The organism is Pseudomonas chlororaphis (assembly GCA_001023535.1).
Classification (GTDB): domain Bacteria; phylum Pseudomonadota; class Gammaproteobacteria; order Pseudomonadales; family Pseudomonadaceae; genus Aquipseudomonas; species Aquipseudomonas chlororaphis_E.
The window spans coordinates 2168165-2184484 of record CP011020.1; the positions used below are offsets into that span (position 1 = coordinate 2168165).

The 16320-nt window shown below is 62.4% G+C and carries 19 protein-coding genes; 3 read left to right on the forward strand and 16 right to left on the reverse strand.

Annotation, left to right across the window (positions count from 1 at the left end; genetic code table 11):
• Positions 1-28 precede the first annotated feature (28 nt).
• A complete protein-coding gene (locus VM99_09465) occupies positions 29-661 on the forward strand; it encodes a glutathione S-transferase (protein AKJ98275.1) in 633 nt (210 codons plus the stop codon).
• Between the two features lie 5 nt (positions 662-666).
• Here VM99_09465 and VM99_09470 read toward each other — a convergent pair whose 3' ends face one another.
• Entirely contained in the window at positions 667-1149 is a 483-nt protein-coding gene (locus VM99_09470; protein AKJ98276.1) for a GNAT family acetyltransferase, read from the reverse strand.
• Positions 1150-1337: 188 nt separating this feature from the next.
• On the opposite strand from VM99_09470, the gene VM99_09475 reads away from it, so the two are divergent.
• The gene (locus VM99_09475) at positions 1338-1685 is read left to right on the forward strand and encodes a hypothetical protein (protein AKJ98277.1); all 348 of its coding nucleotides are present in this window, start codon (positions 1338-1340) and stop codon (positions 1683-1685) included.
• A 32-nt stretch (positions 1686-1717) separates the two neighbouring features.
• Positions 1718-2098, forward strand: coding sequence for a termination factor Rho (locus tag VM99_09480; protein ID AKJ98278.1), 381 nt, complete (start codon positions 1718-1720; stop codon positions 2096-2098).
• Between the two features lie 156 nt (positions 2099-2254).
• On the opposite strand, the gene VM99_09485 is transcribed toward VM99_09480, so the two are convergent.
• The 15 genes from VM99_09485 to VM99_09555 form a co-directional block, all read right to left on the reverse strand.
• A complete protein-coding gene (locus tag VM99_09485) occupies positions 2255-3223 on the reverse strand; it encodes an arabinose ABC transporter permease (protein ID AKJ98279.1) in 969 nt (322 codons plus the stop codon).
• A gap of 9 nt (positions 3224-3232) precedes the next feature.
• Positions 3233-4777 (reverse strand): L-arabinose transporter ATP-binding protein, encoded by a 1545-nt coding sequence (araG, locus tag VM99_09490; protein ID AKJ98280.1) that lies wholly within the window; start codon positions 4775-4777, stop codon positions 3233-3235.
• Between the two features lie 66 nt (positions 4778-4843).
• Positions 4844-5848 carry a sugar ABC transporter substrate-binding protein gene (locus VM99_09495; protein AKJ98281.1) on the reverse strand — a complete coding sequence of 335 codons (1005 nt, stop codon included), beginning with the start codon at positions 5846-5848 and terminating at the stop codon, positions 4844-4846.
• Between the two features lie 175 nt (positions 5849-6023).
• Positions 6024-6842, reverse strand: coding sequence for a short-chain dehydrogenase (locus VM99_09500; protein AKJ98282.1), 819 nt, complete (start codon positions 6840-6842; stop codon positions 6024-6026).
• 236 nt (positions 6843-7078) lie between these two features.
• Entirely contained in the window at positions 7079-7954 is an 876-nt protein-coding gene (locus VM99_09505) for a gluconolaconase (protein AKJ98283.1), read from the reverse strand.
• On the reverse strand, positions 7951-8697 hold the full coding sequence (locus VM99_09510) for a GntR family transcriptional regulator (protein ID AKJ98284.1): 747 nt from the start codon (positions 8695-8697) through the stop codon (positions 7951-7953). Before VM99_09510 ends, VM99_09505 begins: the two co-directional genes overlap by 4 nt.
• A gap of 175 nt (positions 8698-8872) precedes the next feature.
• Positions 8873-9433, reverse strand: coding sequence for a proteophosphoglycan precursor (locus VM99_09515; GenBank protein AKJ98285.1), 561 nt, complete (start codon positions 9431-9433; stop codon positions 8873-8875).
• 15 nt (positions 9434-9448) lie between these two features.
• The gene (locus VM99_09520) at positions 9449-10054 is read right to left on the reverse strand and encodes a lipoprotein (protein AKJ98286.1); all 606 of its coding nucleotides are present in this window, start codon (positions 10052-10054) and stop codon (positions 9449-9451) included.
• 137 nt (positions 10055-10191) lie between these two features.
• Positions 10192-11160 carry a radical SAM protein gene (locus VM99_09525; GenBank protein ID AKJ98287.1) on the reverse strand — a complete coding sequence of 323 codons (969 nt, stop codon included), beginning with the start codon at positions 11158-11160 and terminating at the stop codon, positions 10192-10194.
• A 136-nt stretch (positions 11161-11296) separates the two neighbouring features.
• A complete protein-coding gene (locus tag VM99_09530) occupies positions 11297-11935 on the reverse strand; it encodes a TetR family transcriptional regulator (protein ID AKJ98288.1) in 639 nt (212 codons plus the stop codon).
• 385 nt (positions 11936-12320) lie between these two features.
• Positions 12321-13115, reverse strand: a complete 795-nt coding sequence (locus VM99_09535; GenBank protein ID AKJ98289.1) for a hydrolase TatD — start codon at positions 13113-13115, stop codon at positions 12321-12323.
• 11 nt (positions 13116-13126) lie between these two features.
• A complete protein-coding gene (locus VM99_09540; protein AKJ98290.1) occupies positions 13127-13483 on the reverse strand; it encodes a pilus assembly protein PilZ in 357 nt (118 codons plus the stop codon).
• Positions 13484-13525: 42 nt separating this feature from the next.
• Positions 13526-14512, reverse strand: a complete 987-nt coding sequence (locus VM99_09545) for a DNA polymerase III subunit delta' (GenBank protein ID AKJ98291.1) — start codon at positions 14510-14512, stop codon at positions 13526-13528.
• On the reverse strand, positions 14505-15137 hold the full coding sequence (locus VM99_09550) for a thymidylate kinase (GenBank protein AKJ98292.1): 633 nt from the start codon (positions 15135-15137) through the stop codon (positions 14505-14507). Before VM99_09550 ends, VM99_09545 begins: the two co-directional genes overlap by 8 nt.
• 19 nt (positions 15138-15156) lie before the next feature.
• The gene (locus tag VM99_09555; GenBank protein AKJ98293.1) at positions 15157-16302 is read right to left on the reverse strand and encodes an aminodeoxychorismate lyase; all 1146 of its coding nucleotides are present in this window, start codon (positions 16300-16302) and stop codon (positions 15157-15159) included.
• Positions 16303-16320 lie beyond the last annotated feature (18 nt).

The following is a 16320-nucleotide window of genomic DNA, read 5'->3' on the forward strand; positions in this document are numbered from 1 at the left end:
GGATGCCTCTACTCTCAGGGAAAACGTAATGGGACAACTGTTGAAAATTCTCGGTCGGACCTCTTCGATCAACGTCAGGAAGGTGCTGTGGACCTGCCAGGAACTGGCCATCGACTACGACCGGGAAGACTGGGGCATCGGCTTCAATTCGACCCAGAACCCGGAATTCCTGGCGCTGAACCCCAACGCCCAGGTGCCGGTGATCATTGACGAGAATGGTGTGCTCTGGGAGTCGAACACCGTCTGCCGCTACCTGGTAGGCAAGCATGGACGCAGCGATCTGCTGCCCGTCGAGCCAACTGCGCGGGCGCGGATCGAACAGTGGATGGACTGGCAGGCGACGGAGCTCAACCCGTCATGGGGCTACGCGTTTCACGCGCTGGTGCGCAAGAACCCGGCGATGCAAGACCCGTCGGCCATTGCCGCAGGCATCAAGGGCTGGAATGAGAAGATGGGCCTGTTGGAGCAGCAGTTGAACCGCACCGGCGCGTACGTGGCGGGTGCCGATTTTTCCCTGGCCGACGTGCTCATCGGCCTATCCGTGCACCGCTGGCGCCAGGCGCCCATGGAGCGCCCGCATTACCCGGCCGTTGCCGCGTATTGCAAGCGCCTGGAGCAGCGACCGGGGTTTGCCCAGTGGGCGTCCAACGACCACTCGTGAGCCGTTCAATGGCCCTGGGCGAAATCCCGTAGCACCTTGCCGTCCATGCGGTAGCGCACCCATTCTTCCTGAGGCTGCGCACCCAGGGACTTGTAGAACTCGATGGCCGGCGTGTTCCAGTCCAGGACACTCCATTCGAAACGGCCGCAATCGTTGTCACAGGCGATCTTCGCCAGATGCCGCAACAGCGTCTTGCCCGCCCCGCCGCCGCGTTGGTCGGGGGTGATGTACAGGTCCTCCAGGTACAGGCAATTGCTGCCCAGCCAGGTGGAGTAGCTGAAGAAAAACACTGCGAAACCGATCGGCACGCCATCGCGCAGACAGATCAAACCGTGGGCGGTCGCGCCTTCGCTGAACAGGCTGCGCTCGATGTCGGCCACACTGGCGATGACTTCGTGACGAGCCTTTTCGTAATCGGCCAATTCGGTGATGAAGGCAAGGATTTGCGGCGCATCGCTGGGTTGCGCGGGACGGATCTCGATCGACATGGACAGGCCTTGTAGCCAATTGAAAACGCCATACTAAGCCGCTACGTCGCGCTCGTCACGGGCAGCGTCCAGCTTCTGGCAGATAGACAGGCGGTTTTCCAATGCGCCATTCGTCGCCCTCCAGGCACCAACCTCGAACCGCCAAGGCCCAAGATCAGGCAAGCATTCAAAAAAATGGAGGCGACACCATGATCACTTCAAGGCTGACTGCATTTACCCTCGCCACGCTGCTGTCCTCGGCGGCGTTCGCGGCGACCACTTCCGGCACCGGGCCGACCGACCCGGTACAGGCGCCCAACTCCCCGGCCACCCAAGGGCTGCCCAAGTTGAACACCGACGGAACCGGCGGCGGCACCTTGAACAATGGTCAGCCTCCGGCCACCGGCACCGACCCGCGCGTGCAGGGCAATGACATGGGGCGTCAGGGCGGGATGAATACCCCGGACGCCACCGCCCCCGACAACGCCGGGACCGGCGTGGGCTCAAAAACCACCACCGGGGGTTCGGGTTCCGAAGGCGGCGGCGCCAGCCAGTAAGCGCGCCTCACACACCGGAGGAGGAAGGTCCCATGCCTCGTGGAAGCAAAGACAAGTACACCGCCGAGCAAAAGCGCAAGGCCGAGCACATCGAGGAAAGCTACGAGAAGAAAGGCTTGTCCGAAGAGAAGGCCGAGGCCCGGGCCTGGGCGACGGTGAACAAGCAATCGGGGGGTGGCGAACGCGCCGGCGGTTCGGGGAAGGACAAGCCGGTGGCGCAGAAGAAAACCGATCGCAAGGAATCCGCCCGCCGCGCCGCCAAGACCCGCGAAGGCCATCCGCGCAGCAGCAAGGCCTCCCACCAGACGCAAACGGTGGACAGCCTGATGAAGGAAGCCCGTGCGAAGAACATCCCCGGGCGTTCGAAGATGCGCAAGCAGGAACTGGTCGAGGCGTTGCGCAAGGCAGGGTGATGGTTGAGCGTCAGGGATGACGCCTTCGCGAGCAAGCTCGCTCCCACAAAACCCAGGCCGGCACAAGATTCGCACCCACCACAAAATCACCCACCACTGTAGCCACTGTGGGAGCCGGGCTTGCCCGCGAAGGGGCCCGCCCGGCCGCCGCAGGGTTCAGCGCTGTTTCAGGCGGTCGATCACCACCGCCAGCAACAGGATCGAGCCGCGGATGACGTATTGGTAGAAGGTGTCGATGTTCTTCAGGTTCATCGCGTTTTCGATGATCGCCAGGATCAGCACGCCGGCAATCACGTGGCGGATCATGCCGATACCACCGCTGAGCGACACCCCGCCCAGGACGCAGGCCGAGATCACGGTCAGCTCGAAGCCCTGGCCGATCATCGGTTGCCCCGAGGTCATGCGCGAGGCCAGGATCACCCCGGCCAGGGCGCCGATCACACCGTGCACGGCGAAGATGATGATCTTGGTGCGATCAACGTTCACCCCCGCCAACAACGCCGCTTCCTGGTTGCCGCCGATGGCCATGGTGTTGCGCCCATAGGTGGTGTAGTTCAGCAGCCAGCCAAAAAACAGGAAGCAGGCAATGGTGATCAGGATCGGCACCGGCACGCCGAACAACTGGCCGTTGCCGTACACGAAGAACGCTTCCTGGGACACGCCCACCGCTTTACCGTTGGCGAAGATGTAGGCCAGGCCGCGGACGATCTGCATCGTCGCCAGCGTGGTGATCAACGCATTGACCCGCAGCTTGGCGATGACGATGCCGTTGATCAGGCCGACGATCAGCCCCATCACCAGCGCCGCGCCGACGCCCAGCAACACGCTGTCGGTGTCGCGCATCACCACGGCCGCGACCACGCCGGCACAGGCGATCACCGAGCCGACCGACAGGTCGAAGTGCCCGGAGGCCAGGCAATACAACATGGTGCAAGCGGCGATGCCGGTGGTTGAAATCGCCAGGCCCAGGCCGCGCATGTTCAAGGGCGACAGGAAGTTGTCGATCAACAGCGTGCAGAGCACGAAGACCCCGATGGCCGCCAGCAACATGGCCCAATCGTCGAGGAAACGTCGCATATCCAGGGGTTTGCGCGCCGTTGGCAGTGCATTGTTTTGAATGGTCATGATTACCTCTCAGTTCGCCGCGTCGGCAACGCGTTGGCGTGGCAGCGCCAGTTGCAGCAGGTTGGATTCATTGGCCTGGTCGCGCGGCAGCTCGCCACGCATGGCCCCTTCGCAGAGCACCAGGATCCGGTCGGAAATACCCATCACTTCCATCAGGTCGCTGGACACCACGATCACCGCGATGCCGTCGGCCGCCAGGTTGTGGATAATCTGGTAGATCTCGGCCTTGGCGCCGATGTCGATGCCGCGGGTCGGCTCGTCCAGCAACAACACCTTCATCGGCATCGACAGCCAGCGACCGAGAATCGCCTTCTGCTGGTTGCCGCCGGACAGGTACATGATTTTCTGCCCCGCCGTCGGGGTCTTCACTTTCAACGCCTTGATCTGTTTGTCGGCGTTGCCCCGCTCCCAATCGCCGCGCAACAGGCACCCCAGGGTGGAATGGGCGCTACGGGCGCTGATGTTGATGTTCTCGCCCACGCTCGCCAGGGGCATGATGCCTTCCTTCTTGCGGTCTTCCGGGCAAAGCAGCACGCCGGCACCGATGGCGTCCCGGGGCGAACGCAGTGTCAGTTCCTGGCCATGCAGGACCAGGCGCCCTTCGGTCTGGCGCTCCAGACCGCTCAGCAAGCGCAGGAGCTCGGTGCGACCGGCCCCCACCAACCCGAACAGGCCGAGGATTTCACCCTTGTGCACCTGGAAACTCACTGGCTCGCGCAGCCCCGGCCCGAGCAGGCGCTCGACCTGCAACGCCACTTCGCCGCGCTCGCGCGCACGGTAATCGTAGATGTCCTGGATATCGCGGCCGACCATGCAGGTGACCAACTGGTCATGGGTCAGCTCGCCCATGTTCTCGAAGGTGCGCACGTAGCGACCGTCCTTGAACACCGTCACCGCGTTGCAGATACGGAACACCTCTTCCATGCGGTGGCTGACATACAGCACCACTTTGCCCTCATCCCGCAGGCGCGCGATGATCGCCATCAACCGGTCGATCTCCCGCGCCGACAAGCTGCTGGTGGGTTCGTCGAAGGCGATGACATGGGCGCCACGGGACAGCGCCTTGGCGATTTCCACCAATTGGCGCTGGCCGAGGGACAGGCGGCCGACCTTTTCGTGCGGGTCGATTTCGTCGGCCAGACCCTTGAGCAGGCTCAGCGCCTGCTGGCGCAACAACCCACGGTTGACCAGGCCGAAGCGAGCCGGCAGATGGCCGAGGAACAGGTTCTCGGCGACGGTCATTTCCGGCACCAGGTGCAACTCCTGGTGAATCACCGCCACGCCGCTGGCGATGCTGTCGGCGGTGGATTTGAAGGCCATCGTCTGCTCGCCGATCTGCAGCTCGCCGCTGCTCGGGATGTAGGCGCCGCCGAGGATCTTCAGCAACGTGGACTTGCCCGCGCCGTTCTCGCCCATCAAGGCATGAACCTGACCCGGATGCGCGACGAAACTGATGTTGGCCAGCGCCTGCACGCCGGGAAAGGATTTGCCGATCCCGTTGAACCGCAAGCTGCCGCCGATGTTGTGTTGTTGTGTCGCTGTTTGCGCTTGCATAACCACCTCGAACTCACAGAGATCAAGCGGCCCCGTTACCAGGGCCACTCTTGAATCAACCGACCGTCAGTTCCACAGGCCGATTTTTTCCAGCTCCTGCTTGAAGTTCTCGCGGGTGATCAGCGTCACCTCGTCCATTGCGGTGTACTTCGGCGGTTCCTTGCCGGTGGTGATCCACTCGTACATCATCTCGGCGGTCTTGTAGCCTTCGATGTGCGGGCTTGGCAGCATTGACCCAAAGAAGCCGCTGTCGGGTTTCTTCAGCTCGCCAATGGCGTCGGTGCCGTTGATACCGATCCCGATCACGTTCGCTGCCTTGAAGCCGGCACTTTCGGTGGCGCGCACGCCGCCCAGCACGGTGTTGTCGTTCATGCCGCCGATGATCAAGTTCTTCGCGCCGCTGGGCAGTTTCACCAGGGCGGAGTTGGTGGAGTCCATGCTGCCTGGTACGTCGAGGGTCTTGAGCGCCGAAAAGAGGATATGGTCTTGCGGCATCCCGGCCTTCTTCAATGCATCGACCGAACCGTCGGTGCGCTTCTTACCGGTGTCCAGCTCGTTGAAGGTGTTGATCACCGCGTAGGTGTCCTTCCAGTCCCAGTTACGTTTTTTCGCTTCGGCAGCCATGGCGGCGCCCTGCTTCTGGCCTACTTCGAACGCGGCCATGCCCAGGTACGGGACGTCTTCCATGAACTTGCCGCTGGCGTCGACGAAACGGTCGTCGACGGCAATGACCTTGAGGTCGTTGAGCTTGGCCTTGGCCATGATGGCCGGGCCGAGGGACACGTCCGGCGGGCAGATCACGAAACCCTTGGCGCCGTTGGCGGCCAGGCTGTCGATGGCCGAAAGGGTTTTCTCGCCATCGGGCACGGCAATCTTGATCAGTTCGAAGCCTTTATCCTTGCTCGCCTTCTCGGCGAACGCCCATTCGGTCTGGAACCAAGGCTCCTCGGCCTGCTTGACCAGGAAACCGATTTTCACGGGATCAGCCGCCAGCAAGCTGCTGCTGAGGCTGACCGCGGTAACCGCCAGGGCGGCGCGGCACAGGGAACGGATCCCACGACGATGCTTCATAGTTGACTCCTTGTTTTTTTTATTGAAAGCCAGACGTCCAGGGCCCTGCTCCACCGTCGGTGAAAAAACGCAGGCTGGGCGGTTACAGCACGTTGCTACACAGCATAGGCCTAAATAGTCATATCGTATGATGATTGGATGACAGGCGAAATTTCACCCGGCCATCCAGGTTCGTTCAGTCGTGGTACATGACCGAACGCCCACCATCGATGGTGATGCATGAGGCATTGATAAAAGGTGCTTCATCGCTGGCCAGGAACACCGCCGTCATGGCCACTTCGATCGGTTGCCCGATACGCCGCGGCGGGTGCAGGTCCAGTGCTCGCTGGCGTTCGGCATGGGGATCGGCAAAGCCGTTCCAGTAGTCGACGTTCAGTTGGGTTTCGATATACCCCGGGGCGATGGCGTTCACGCGTACCCCCTTGGGTGCGTATTCGATGCCCAGGGCGCGGGTCAGGCCCAACAGGCCGTGCTTGGCCACCGGGTATGGGAAACAGCCGGGAATAATGTGGGACGAATGGGTCGAGGCGATGTTGATGATGCTGCCAACGCCCTGCTCGATCATCTGCGGCAACACCGCCTTGCAACCGTACCAGGCACCATCCAGGTCGATGGCGAAACAGCGCCGCCAGTCTTGCTCGGTCATTTCCAGCGGGTCACGGAAGACGTTGACGCCGGCGCAGTTCACCAGCACGTCGATGCGACCATGCAATTCGACAGCCCGGCGGGCCATGGCGTCCAGGTCCTGCGGGTTCGACACGTCAGCCCGCATGGCGTGGACGTCCGCCCCGCGCTCACGCCAGAGCGCGGCCACTTGCTCGACCTTCTGCGCCTGGATGTCGCTGATCACCAACCGTGCCTGTTGCGACGCGAACGCGGCGACGATCGCCTCGCCAATCCCCTGGGCCGCCCCGGTGAGCAACACGACCTTGCCCTTCAGGCGCTCGCCCTTGGGTGGCTCCGGCACGGGCGGCAGGCGAAGCGCATCAGCCATGGATCAAATCTCCTGTTTCCAGGCATGACGAAAACCGGGCATCCACGGATGACCGGTCCAGAGGCACTTGGAAAAACACTGGCTCGCGTACGCCACCGGGGCGCACGGGGGAGGATCGTTGCATCACTTCACCTGTCTTGTTTTTTTAGTGTGAGTGCGTCTTGCTGATGGAGCCGACTATAAACCCGGCCGGCCAACAATCTCAATATATATATTTACATCCCATATTTTGGGATCTAACCAGCAAACCTCGTACACGCTATCCCTGGCACATCGACCCGCATCGACAGCACGGCACCGTCCAGCGGGTGGCCCAGCGGGCTCGCCGCGCTGGTGATGTACAGCGTCTTGAGGTCTTCGCCGCCAAACACACAGCTGGTCGGGCGGCTGACAGGCAACTCGATCACCTGGTCGACATGGCCGTCCGGGTGCAAGCGCAGCAGGCAACTGCCATCCCAGCGCGCGTTCCAGATGTAGCCACGGGCGTCCATTGCCGAACCATCGGGCCCGCCGCGCGGGTGGGGGCCGAACCAGACCTCGGGCGGCGCCAAGTGGCCTTCGGGGTAGATAAAGTGCCGATACAGCGTGCCGTCGAGGCTGTCGCCGAAGTACACCGTGGTGCCGTCGGGGCTCCACAGCAACGTATTGGGAATGCCCAGCCCACGTAACAGCGGCATCACCCGGCCGTCGCTACCGACGCGAAACAACCCGCCGGAACGTCGTTCGATGGGCAAGTCTTCGCCGGCTTCGCCGATGTTGTTCTGCATGGTGCCGAGCCAGAGCTGGCCCTGGGCATCGCAGCGGGCCTCGTTGGGGCGGTTGCCGGGCTGGGGATCGGCCATGCACAGCAGCGTCAGGCGCGGTTGCAGCCCAGGCGAGTCGAGGTCCAGCCGATAGACACCGCTGCTCAGGGTCACCAGCGCGTCGCCATTCTGGGTTGGGATAAAGGCCGAGACATGCTCGGGCATCTGCCAGATCTGCACATTGGCGCCGATCAACCGAAGCGCCTGCTTGCCGGCGATGTCGACCCAGTACAACGCCTGGGTCGGTTCATCCCAGAAGGGCCCTTCGCCCAATTGCGCACGGTGTTCCGTCACAGCCTTGCACTTCATTGAAATCTCCTGTTCCCGATGGGTCCGGCGGTCTCCGTGCGACCGGCCATGACATTGGGGTAAAAGCGTTTGATCGCCAGGTCGGCGTTATCGATCAGGGTCATGCAGGCCCACACGCCTCGCGCCGCGTCACGGGCGGCGATGGCTTCGGCGATGTCCTTATGGATGGGTAATGTGCGCCGCAGTTCATCCGGGTCGGCGGCCGACACCTCGAACGACACGGCCAGCAACGCCCCGAGGGCCGGGACCATCTGTTCGATGAACTGATTATGACTGGCGGCGAGGATGCACTCGTGGAAGAACTGGTCGGCACGGTTGTAATCGGTGCCGCTGTCCACCGCCCGTTCCAGGGCATGGTAGGCCAGGCGAATCGCCGTCACCTGGTCGGCCGTGGCGCGCTCGCAGGCCCAGCGGACCGCCATTGGTTCGATGGTACGACGCAGGTCCAACAGGTCATCGACAAAGTTTTCCGGCAGGCCGCTGCGCGACAACCAGCCGACCACCTGCGGGTCGAACAGGTTCCAGCGGCGCACGGGCAATACCCGGGTACCGACTTTCGGCCCGACCTCCAGCATGCCTTTGGCCACCAGGGTCTTGATCGCCTCGCGAATCACCGTACGGCTGACGCCCAGCTGTTCGCCCAGGTCCGCTTCGACCTTGATGGTTTGCCCAGGCTTGACCTGGCCGGCGGCTATCCAGCCACCCAACCAATCGACGGTCGATGCATGAAAACTGCTGGACATGGAGACCCCGTGGGCTGTTCTTGTGGTGGCCCACGCTAATCATCATACGATTGGGTGTCAATCCGAATCTTGCACAAAACAATGTGGGAGCGGGCTTGCCCGCGAAGGCGGTAGATCGGCAAACATTGATTTGACTGACTTATCGCCTTCGCGAGCAAGCCCGCTCCCACAGGATCTAAGGCTCCAGGCCTATCGGGTAGAACTCGCCACCACTCCACACACCCAGCCAGCGCTGCCCATCCATCTCACGACTGACCGCCAATTCCACCAGTTGGTAAAACACATTGCGGTGGATCAGCGCTTCGAGATTACTGCGCACATGGACGTAGGGCGCGGGTTCCTGGGTTTGAGGATCGATCACCACTCGCATCGGATGCTCGGGGCCGGCTTCGGTGGTTTCCTCGACATTGGTGGTAAAACGCAGGAGCTGCCCTTCCCCCTCGCCTTCGACGTCCAGGGTCACGGCCACGAACGGCGCGTCGTCGACCTGGATGCCGACTTTTTCCACAGGGGTGATCAGGAAATAATCATCGCCGTCGCGGCGGATGATGGTAGAGAACAGTTTGACCATCGGCTTGCGCCCGATGGGAGTGCCCAGGTAGTACCAGGTGCCGTCCCGGGCGATGCGCATATCGATGTCGCCGCAGAAGTCGGGGTTCCACAAGTGGACCGGTGGCAGGCCTTTGGTCTTGGGGATCTGCCCCAGCAAGTCATTGGCTTTTTGCGGTCCGCTCATGGTGACTCCTCGTGGTTACTCGTCGCTCATCCCCAGCAGGCTGCGGGCATACTCACGCAACGGCGTGGCGATGAGGTCTTGGGGCTGTTTGTCGTGCAACGTCAGTAAACCGCCACGACTCTTGATGCGTGCAGTATCAATCAAATACTGGGTGCTGGTCTCGATCAACATGATCTGAATCACACTGGTGTCGACCCCCAGGCGATCCACCGCTTCCTCGTCCGCCCATTCGTCGGTGTTGCCGATGCGGTTATCCGCCTTGGCGAAACGGGTGTACAGCAGGTAATGAGCGCCGGCGGCGCGGGCTTCGCCCATGGCCTGGTCGAGGCCTTCGGGGGCGCGGGCGCGACGAACCATGGGGAAGTATTCGATGAAACCGTTGAAGGCCTCCTCGGCCACCACGTTGGGCCGCGGATAAGCGCCACCTGGCGGGGCGAAGGCTCCCTGGGCGATGAAGATGAACGAGTCCGGCTGAATACGCAGGTTGTTCACCCGACGGCTGTCGCTGTGGTCCAGCAGGCCGGCATCACTCATGTGGTAACGAACGCCCTCTCCCATGTCGCTGACATTCATGCAGCCGCCAAGCGCCAAAACGGCCAGCAGCAAAACCAGGCTACGCATCCTACCCTCCAAGAACCGGTGTCGGAAAACCGGCGAATGGCCGTGGGATGCAGCTTTTGCGCCAGCTCAGGAACTTGTCGGAATTTCAGCCTCGGATATCCGTGGCGAGGGAGCAAGCGCCCTCGCCACAACGGCCGTCAGCCGCCGATGATTTTCATGATGGTTGCACCGCCGGAAAACGCGACTTCCTGCTTATCCCCCAGCGCCTTGACCAACAATCGTTGAAGGGCAGGCAACGCCTGGTGACGGGGTTTGTCGAGCAGGTCGCCGACAAAGTGCCGATTGCTCGACGACAGGCAGCCGTGCAGCCAACCCGTGGACGACAACCGCAGCCGCGAACAGGTCCGGCAAAACGGCACGCTTTCGTTGGCAATCACGCCGAAATACCCCAGCCCCGGGATCTCGTAGCGCACCGCCGTGGCGTCCACGGGCGCGTTGGCCTGCAGGTATTCGTATTGGTCGCCGATCAGGCTGAGCAGTTGCTGGAGGCTGACGAACTGCTGCAAGAATGCATTCGAGTCGCTGGCCAGGTGCCCCATGCGCATCAGCTCGATGAACCGCAGTTCATAGCCGCGCGCCAGGCAGTATTCGAGCAACGGCATCACCTGGTCCAGGTTCTGCCCGCGCAACGGCACCATGTTGACTTTGATCTTCATCCCGGCGGCCCGGGCCTGCTCCATGCCATCGAGCACGGTCGCCAGGTCACCGCCCCGGGCGATACTGCGAAACGCCGCGGGATCCAGGGTATCGAGGGAAACGTTGATGCGGCGAATCCCGGCGTCAACCAGTAAGGGCAGCTTTTTCGCCAGCAACTGGCCATTGGTGGTCAGGCTGATGTCTTCCAGGCCCATCTGCCCCACCGCGGCCATGAATCGCTCAAGCTTCGGACTGACCAACGGCTCGCCACCGGTAATGCGCAGCCGCTCGATGCCGGCCGCCTCGATCAGGTAGGCCACGCCCCGCGCCATCGCGTCGGCCGACAGTTCATCCTGCGCAGCCACCAGCCGCTTGCCGTCGGGCACGCAGTAGGTACAGGCGTAATTGCAGGCTGAAGTCAGGCTGATCCGCAGATTGCGGAAACGCCTGCCTTGACGGTCAACGATCATGGATCACTCCGGCGAAAGGATAATGGGGCTGATAAAACTTGACCTAGAAATCAAGTCTGCGCAAGGCCCATGCCTGAGTATATTCCTGGGGCACTGCGCCATGTAAGCGGACATGGCGCAATCAGGCAGCTGAATGTCAGTTGCTCGGCACGTCCGTATCGCGCTTGCGCTTGTTGCCCATGCGCACGCCGATGTCCATCAGGAACTGGAAGAAGCCTTCCTGATCTTCCAGCACGTTGCTCCAGAACGGCGAGTGATACAACGCCACCGCGCCATGCACCAGCGCCCAGGCCGCGCAGTAGTGGAAATAAGGCGGCACGTCTTCGAGCTTGCCTTCAGTGATCCGACCCTTGATCAACAACGTCAGGCGCTCGAAGTTCGAGGCACGGATCTTGTGCAGCTCCTCGACCATTTCCGGCACCTGGTTGCCCTTGACCACCTTCTCTTCCAGGCGATCAAACAGGCGGTAGCGCTGCGGGTCGCGCATGCGGAACTCGAAGTAGGCCCGCGACAGCGCCTCCTTGTCCTTGTCCACATCGGCCGAATGCAGCAGCTCGTTCAAATCGCGCTCGTAGTCGAGCATCAGGCGCAGGTAGATCTCCGCCTTGGATTTGAAATGTTTATAGATCGTGCCTTTGCCGATACCCACGGCATCCGCAATCATCTCGACGGTGACACTGTCTTCACCCTGGTCGAGGAACAACTTGAGCGCGGTGTCGAGAATTTCCTGCTCGCGGCGGCGAAACTCACGGACCTTACGGGGTTCTTTGTGCATAAGAAAAAGGTCTGAAGGGTCAAAATTCGAAGCCGGGTATTATGCCTAACTTACGCAAAAATGCACGGATCATCCGTTCTCGGCCGCAGTTCTTCAGAAAACCGCGCATGCCAGGCTTCCCAGGATTCACCTCGATACGCTCTACCTCCCTGGCCGCAGCCACAGTGAGAACCTATCCGAAGCGAGCGTATTCCAAATTTGTTTAAAAACCGTCCGGGCCCGACTGGACGCGTCGGCATAGTGATCAATACTTCAACTGTCGGCGCGACATCTCCCCCAAGTGACGCGCTGATAAAGGTACCAAAGGACCGCGTGCCTTTGTTTTACTCCTAATGGTCTTAACCCGGATTCACCCCCCAGAACCCGGGTTTTTTTTGCATGAAATTCAGGCCTGCGCCGCGCGGACGTGGGCCAGTGGAAACAATTTCTTAAAATTCTCCGTGGTCTGCTCGGCGAAACGCTCGTACGACTCGCCACGCAGCATCGCCAGGAACTGCGCCACTTCCCGCACGTATTGCGGCAGGTTGGGCTTGCCGCGATAGGGAATCGGCGCCAGGTAAGGCGCATCGGTTTCCACCAGCAGGCGGTCGGCCGGCACCTTGCTGGCCACGTCACGCAAGGCATCGGCATTGCGAAACGTGACGATCCCGGACAAGGAGATGTAATAACCCATGTCCAGCGCAGCCTTGGCCATGTCCCAGTCTTCGGTGAAACAGTGCAGCACTCCGGCCTGAGGCAGCGCAGCCTCGCGCAGCAAGGCCAGGGTATCGGCCCGGGCACCTCGGGTGTGAATGATCACCGGCTTGCCAGTCTGCCGAGCCGCTTCCAGGTGCAGGCGGAACGATGCCTGCTGGACGTCGGCGGCTTCGGGCTCGTAGTGGTAGTCCAGGCCGGTCTCGCCAATGGCTACCACCCGTGGATGATCGAGCTCACGCAGCAGCCAGTCGAGCGCAGGGGCGGCGTCAGGTTGGACATCCAGCGGGTGGACACCGACCGAACAATCGACATCGGCATAACGCTCGGCCAGCGCCTTAACGTCGGCGGCGTTGTCGGCGCTGACGCCGATGCACAGGAAATGGCCGACACCTCGCTGGCGGGCGGCGTCCAGGGCGGCATCCAGGGAGCCATCATGGGCGGCGAGGTCGAGGCGGTCGAGGTGACAATGGGAATCTACAAGCATAAAGGGCTGGGCTACATCGTATGGGTAGGACGGTCGGACTTCAGGGAGCCGGCCAAGTGGGTTTCGATCTGGTTGCGGGCGCTATTGTCGCCATCGCTGAACTGCACGCCAACACCGGCGGCGCGGTTGCCCTGGGCGCCCTTGGGCGTCATCCAGATCACCTTGCCGGCGACCGGGATTTTTTCCGCTTCATCCATCAGGCTCAGCAGCATGAACACCTCGTCGCCCAAGCGATAATGCTTGTTCGTGGGAATGAACAGGCCGCCATTCTTGATGAAGGGCATGTAGGCAGCGTAGAGCACCGACTTGTCCTTGATGGTGAGGGACAGGATGCCATTGCGTGGGCCGGGACTGACAGGTTCGTTCATGCTGATCTCCGCTGCGATTGAGCTCAGTCTAGGCGGTGTCTGTCAGTTGCGACCAGGCAAACTCGCCCACTGCACCAACAGCGCTTCGAGCAACAGTACCCGATTGAGGTTCGCCTTGCTCAGCACCTTCTGACGTTGGGCAAGTATCCAGTCCTGAATGTTCAAGATTTTGTCCTGGCTGCTTTTTTGCGCCAGGTACTGGATCACCTTGCGCATGTCCGCCAGCCCAAGGCCGGCCTCGTCTTCGGTGAGCTGGTAGCGCAGGACCAGGCTCGACCAGTCGCAGAACCAGTCGAACAGCAGGAGCAACGGTATGGCGTTCCAGCCTTCGGCCAGTTGCGTGGGCGATTGCTGTTGCTTGAGCAGTTTCTTGACCCCGTCCACCACCAGCGCTCGCTGCTCGCGCACGCCCTGGGCCTGGAGGCTGGCAGCCGCCAGGGGCGAGCCGGCCGCGAGGGTCAGCAACTCGGCACGCTCCTCGTCGGTGTTGTCGGGCAGGGCCTGGGCCAGCCATTGCAGGCTCATCGCCTGGCTTGGCAGCGGGCAGGCCTGTTGCACGCAACGGCTCTTGATGGTGGGCAGCAAACGGCTAGGCTGGTGGCTGACCAGCAACAGCACGGTGTCGCCGGAAGGCTCCTCCAGGCTCTTGAGCAGGGCGTTGGCGGCATTGATGTTCATCGACTCGACCGGCTCGATCAGCACCACCTTGCGCCCGCCCATCTGCGAGGTCTGGACCACGAAGCTGACCAGATCGCGAACCTGGTCGACCTTGATCGCCTTGTCCGCCTCTTCCGGCTCCAGCACGTAATTGTCCGGATGGCTGCCGGCCTTGAGCAACAGGCAGGATTTGCACTCGCCACACGCGTTCGAGGCCGTCGGGCGCTGGCACAGCAAGCTCGCCATCAGGCGCTCGGCCAATGCCCGCTTGCCGATCCCGACTGGGCCGTGCAACAGATAGGCGTGGGCATGCTGGGCACGACCGGCCAGTTGCTGCCAGAGCCCGTCTTGCCAGGGATAGGCTTCAGCCACGGGCGCGCTCCAGCAAACCTGGCAACAACGCGTCCAGGGACTGCTGGACCTGGGCCAGCGGCTGAGCGGCGTCGATCAACAGGTAGCGCGCCGGATCGGCCTTGGCACGGCCCAGGAAGGCGTTGCGCACCGCATTGAAGAAGGCCTGGCCTTCCAGCTCGAAGCGATCCAGTCGGCCACGAGCGCTGGCGCGGGCCAGGCCGATTTCCACCGGCAGGTCGAACACCAGGGTCAGGTCCGGCCGCAGGTCGCCCTGGACAAAGGTTTCCAGTGCACCAATACGCTCCAGGGATAGCCCCCGGCCGCCGCCTTGGTAGGCATAGGTCGAATCGGTGAAGCGGTCGCACAGCACCACCGCGCCGCGGGCCAGCGCCGGGCGTATCACTTCGGCCAGGTGTTGCGCGCGTGCGGCAAACACCAGCAACAGCTCGGTGTCCGGGTTCATGACTTCTTCGATCGGCGCCAACAGCACCTCGCGAATCCGCTCGGCCAAAGGCGTGCCGCCCGGCTCACGGGTCAACACCACTTCGATGCCGGCGGCCCGCAGGCGCTCGGCCAGGTAGTCGCGGTTGGTACTCTTGCCGGCGCCTTCCGGGCCTTCCAGCGTAATAAACAAGCCAGTCACGGGCAGTCCTTAATCAGAGTCATTGCGGGCTCGGCGGCTCGCTGGCATCCGGCCCTGGAGCCGGTTGCTGCGCCGGTACCTGGGGCACGGCTTCGGGTTGTGTGTCGGGCGAGGCCGCCGGAATCGGGGCCTGCCCGTCCGGCGCGGTCGGGGCCGGGCTGGAACGGTAATCGGCACGGCGCTTGAGCTGGAACTCGCGCACAGCGTTGTTATGCGACTCCAGGTCGTCGGAGAACACATGGCTGCCGTCGCCTCGGGCGACGAAGTAGAGGCTGTCGCCCGGTGTCGGGTTCAACGCCGCATGAATCGCTTCGCGGCCCACCATCGCAATCGGCGTGGGCGGCAAACCCGGAATCAGATAGGTGTTGTACGGGTTTTCTTCCTTGAGGTGGGCACGGGTGAGCTTGCCGGTGTAGCGCTCGCCCAGGCCGTAGATGACCGTGGGATCGGTTTGCAGCAACATGCCCAGGCGCATGCGCCGTACGAATACGCCGGCGATCTGGCCGCGTTCCTGGGGCACCCCGGTTTCCTTCTCCACCAGCGACGCCATGATCAGCGCCTGATAGGGCTGGGTGTAAGGCACATCGGCGGCACGCTGGGCCCACTCCTTGGCAAGCACGTCTTCCAGCCGGTCATAGGCTTTGGCCAACAGCTCGACATCCGAGGTACCGCGCACGAAGCGATAAGTGTCGGGGAAGAACCGCCCCTCGGGGAACACGCCGGGATGCCCGAGGCGCTCCATGACCTGGCTGTCGCTCAGACCGGCAAGGGTCTGCTGCAGCTTGTCGGTCTTGGCCAGCGCTGCACGCACCTGGCGGAAATTCCAGCCTTCCACGAAGGTCACGCCGTACTGCACCACTTCGCCGCGCTTCCAGACACTGATCAGGCCTTCCATGGTCATGCCCGGCACCATCCGGTACTCACCGGAGTGCAACGGCTGGTCGGCCAGATTGAAGCGCCAGTAGATGCGCAGCCAGAAAGCGTCCCTGATCAGGCCGTCGGCCTCCAGGCGCTTGAGGGTCCCGGTCGGGGTGGTCCCGTTGGGTACGTCCAGCATTTCTTCCTGGGTGATGTTCAGCGGCTGTTGCAGCGCCGAATGAATCTTCCAGGCAGAAACGCCCATCAGCAGCCCTGCCAGAACCAGTCCGGTCTCCAGCAGCAGCAAGAATTTACGTCTCACGAA

Bases quoted from the DNA above. Each gene is read 5' to 3' on its own strand.
- VM99_09465 (AKJ98275.1), top strand. From the start codon at position 29: ATGGGACAACTGTTGAAAATTCTCGGTCGGACCTCTTCGATCAACGTC.
- VM99_09470 (AKJ98276.1), bottom strand. From the start codon at position 1,149: ATGTCGATCGAGATCCGTCCCGCGCAACCCAGCGATGCGCCGCAAATC.
- VM99_09475 (AKJ98277.1), top strand. From the start codon at position 1,338: ATGATCACTTCAAGGCTGACTGCATTTACCCTCGCCACGCTGCTGTCC.
- VM99_09480 (AKJ98278.1), top strand. From the start codon at position 1,718: ATGCCTCGTGGAAGCAAAGACAAGTACACCGCCGAGCAAAAGCGCAAG.
- VM99_09485 (AKJ98279.1), bottom strand. From the start codon at position 3,223: ATGACCATTCAAAACAATGCACTGCCAACGGCGCGCAAACCCCTGGAT.
- araG (AKJ98280.1), bottom strand. From the start codon at position 4,777: ATGCAAGCGCAAACAGCGACACAACAACACAACATCGGCGGCAGCTTG.
- VM99_09495 (AKJ98281.1), bottom strand. From the start codon at position 5,848: ATGAAGCATCGTCGTGGGATCCGTTCCCTGTGCCGCGCCGCCCTGGCG.
- VM99_09500 (AKJ98282.1), bottom strand. From the start codon at position 6,842: ATGGCTGATGCGCTTCGCCTGCCGCCCGTGCCGGAGCCACCCAAGGGC.
- VM99_09505 (AKJ98283.1), bottom strand. From the start codon at position 7,954: ATGAAGTGCAAGGCTGTGACGGAACACCGTGCGCAATTGGGCGAAGGG.
- VM99_09510 (AKJ98284.1), bottom strand. From the start codon at position 8,697: ATGTCCAGCAGTTTTCATGCATCGACCGTCGATTGGTTGGGTGGCTGG.
- VM99_09515 (AKJ98285.1), bottom strand. From the start codon at position 9,433: ATGAGCGGACCGCAAAAAGCCAATGACTTGCTGGGGCAGATCCCCAAG.
- VM99_09520 (AKJ98286.1), bottom strand. From the start codon at position 10,054: ATGCGTAGCCTGGTTTTGCTGCTGGCCGTTTTGGCGCTTGGCGGCTGC.
- VM99_09525 (AKJ98287.1), bottom strand. From the start codon at position 11,160: ATGATCGTTGACCGTCAAGGCAGGCGTTTCCGCAATCTGCGGATCAGC.
- VM99_09530 (AKJ98288.1), bottom strand. From the start codon at position 11,935: ATGCACAAAGAACCCCGTAAGGTCCGTGAGTTTCGCCGCCGCGAGCAG.
- VM99_09535 (AKJ98289.1), bottom strand. From the start codon at position 13,115: ATGCTTGTAGATTCCCATTGTCACCTCGACCGCCTCGACCTCGCCGCC.
- VM99_09540 (AKJ98290.1), bottom strand. From the start codon at position 13,483: ATGAACGAACCTGTCAGTCCCGGCCCACGCAATGGCATCCTGTCCCTC.